The sequence below is a fragment of the Caldimonas sp. genome (assembly GCF_046289365.1).
Classification (GTDB): domain Bacteria; phylum Pseudomonadota; class Gammaproteobacteria; order Burkholderiales; family Burkholderiaceae_C; genus Caldimonas.
Genome location: NZ_JBKBVU010000325.1, coordinates 1 through 2,207, shown reverse-complemented (window position 1 = coordinate 2,207; position 2,207 = coordinate 1). Strand labels below are relative to the sequence as shown.

2 protein-coding genes and 1 pseudogene are annotated in these 2,207 nt (G+C 71.6%); 1 reads left to right on the top strand and 2 read right to left on the bottom strand.

All coding sequences use genetic code 11. From position 1 onward, the window contains the following. A partial coding sequence (locus ACK42S_RS17635; RefSeq protein ID WP_409710687.1) for a fatty acid desaturase family protein occupies positions 1-808 on the bottom strand: 808 nt, incomplete at its 3' end. A gap of 26 nt (positions 809-834) precedes the next feature. Next, complete coding sequence (locus ACK42S_RS17630) at positions 835-1,896, bottom strand: flavin reductase family protein (protein ID WP_409710684.1); 1,062 nt, start codon at positions 1,894-1,896, stop codon at positions 835-837. Between the two features lie 124 nt (positions 1,897-2,020). On the opposite strand from ACK42S_RS17630, the pseudogene ACK42S_RS17625 reads away from it, so the two are divergent. After that, a pseudogene (locus ACK42S_RS17625) lies at positions 2,021-2,207 on the top strand (hypothetical protein); the annotation flags it as partial.

Here is a 2,207-nt window from a genome sequence, read left to right as displayed (position 1 = left end):
TCACCTGCGCCGGGGTGAAGGTGATGGCATCGCGGGTGAAGTGGCCGCAGAAGATCACCACGAAGGTCCAGAGATTGCGGGCGAGGTTGGCGGCCATGTTCCCCAGCAGCACCGGCAGGAAGAAGGGGCCGGCCAGGAGCGGGAAGACCACGTAGTCCTTGCCGCCCTGCCAGGGCAGCTTGCGCAGCAGCGGCCGGGCTTCGACCCAGAACTCGCGCCAGGGCCGGCGGCCCTTGAGGTATTTGCCAAGCTGGAGGTTCTGGATGGCGATGCCGGTCTGGTAGAACACCGCCAGTACCAGGGCATAGAGCGGCTGGCCGAGCGCGAAGGGGGTCCAGCGCTGCTCGGGGAAGATACGCAGCAGGCCGTAGCCTACGTCGTCGTCCTTGCCACGCACATTGGTCCACTGGTGATGGCGGTGGTTGTGGGTCTCGCGCCACCACTCGGTGGGGCAGAGGTGGTCCCACTGGAAGCGATCGCCCTGCAGACTCGGGTCGTTCATCCAGTCGTACTGGCCATGGATGACGTTGTGGCCGAGCTCCATATTGTCGAGGATCTTCGACACCGCCAGCGCAAACACGCCGAAGCACCACAGCGGCCAGAGCATCCAGGGCGCCGGGGCCGCGCCATAGATCGCGAGCCGGCCGATGGCCTCGCTCCAGCGCACCGCATGGCGCACACGGCGGATGTAGCGGGCATCGGCAGCACCGAGGTCGCGAACGTGCTTCTCACGCAGGGCGTCGAGCTCGGCGCCGAAGGCCTCGAGGCGTTCGCCGGTGAGCAGGGGCGTGGCGGCAGCAGCAGACATGCAGGGCGGGTTCCGGGGTCGCAGAATCAAAGGTCGATCGAAAGGTCGGTGCGCGCGGCGCTGATGCAGAGCTTCAGCGCCGTGCTGGCCTCGGGGTGCAGGCTGCCGTCGCGCAGGTCGAGATGCACGCCCTCGGCCTTGGCGCAGACGCAGCGCCCGCACAGGCCCTGCCGGCAGCCGTGCGGCGGGTTGAGGCCGGCGGCCTCCAGCGCGGCCAGCAGCGGCGTGCCGGTGGGGATGGACAGGGTGCGGCCGCTGCGTGCCAGCCGGAGCGACACCGTGGCCGACGGCACGTCCGGCACCCGCAGCACCGGCGGGGTGAAGCTCTCGGTGGCAATGCGCGCGGCCGCCCCGCGCAGCAGGGCCTCGACCCGCGCCACGAAGCCGGTGGGGCCGCAGGCCAGCACTTCGGCGCCCTCGGGGCTGGCCGGCAGCGCGGGTAGCAGGTCGGCCTCCAGCCGGCCGGCCGTCTCGTGGGCGGACTGCGGCGTATCGCCGGTGAGGAAGAGGCGGAAGCGGAAATCCGGGAAGCGTGCCTGCAGGGCCTGCAGTTCCTCGAGGAAGCAGGCCTCGGCGCGCTCGCGCACCCAGTAGGCGAGCGCCAGGCCGGCGAGCTGGCCGCGGGCGGCGGCGGCGCGCACCTGGGCCATGGCGGCGGTGATGCCGCTTCCCGCGGCCATCAGCAGGCGCTGGCTGGTCTGCGGCAGAGCGAAGCGGAGCCCGCCCCAGGGCTCGCTGATGGCCAGGCGCTCGCCATCCCGCGCCCGGGCCAGCCACTCGGCGAAGCGCCCGCCCGCCACCCGGCGCACGGTGATGGCGAGCTCGCGTTCGCCGGGCAGGCTCACCAAGGTGAAGCTGCGCTGGAAGCGCCGGCCATCCAGTTCGAAACCCAGGGTGAGGTGCTGTCCCGGCTGCCAGTCGCGCAGGCGGCGGAAAGGCTTCAGCCACAGGGTCTCGGAATCCACCGCGGCCGGTGCGCGGCGCAGCAGCCGTGCCGTATTGCCATACGGGCTCCAACCCGGCTGCAGCAGGCCCCGCCAGTAGTGCCAGGCCGGGCGGAAGGGAGGAAGCGACAGCGTGGCACTCATGCAGGGATGGAGCATCGGGGATGGGGCGCAGGCGATTCTATACACTTGTGCATACAGGTGTTCAAAGCCCAGCTCCGGCCGGGGTGCTACCGTTCAGCCGCCACGTCCCGGCCCGGCCCTTTGCATGCCCCAGCCCACCCCACTGCGCCCGCCCCAGCCCCGCACCGCCACCGGCCAGCCCGGACGCAAACCGCAGATCAGCCGCGAGGACCTGATCGCCGCCGCCCTGCGCCTGCTCGGGCCGCACCGCAGCGTCTCCACCCTCAGCCTGCGCGAGGTGGCGCGCGAGGCCGACATCGCCCCGAACAGCT

Coding starts and splice junctions, on each gene's coding strand:
- ACK42S_RS17630 (WP_409710684.1), bottom strand. CDS start 1,896: ATGAGTGCCACGCTGTCGCTTCCTCCCTTCCGCCCGGCCTGGCACTAC.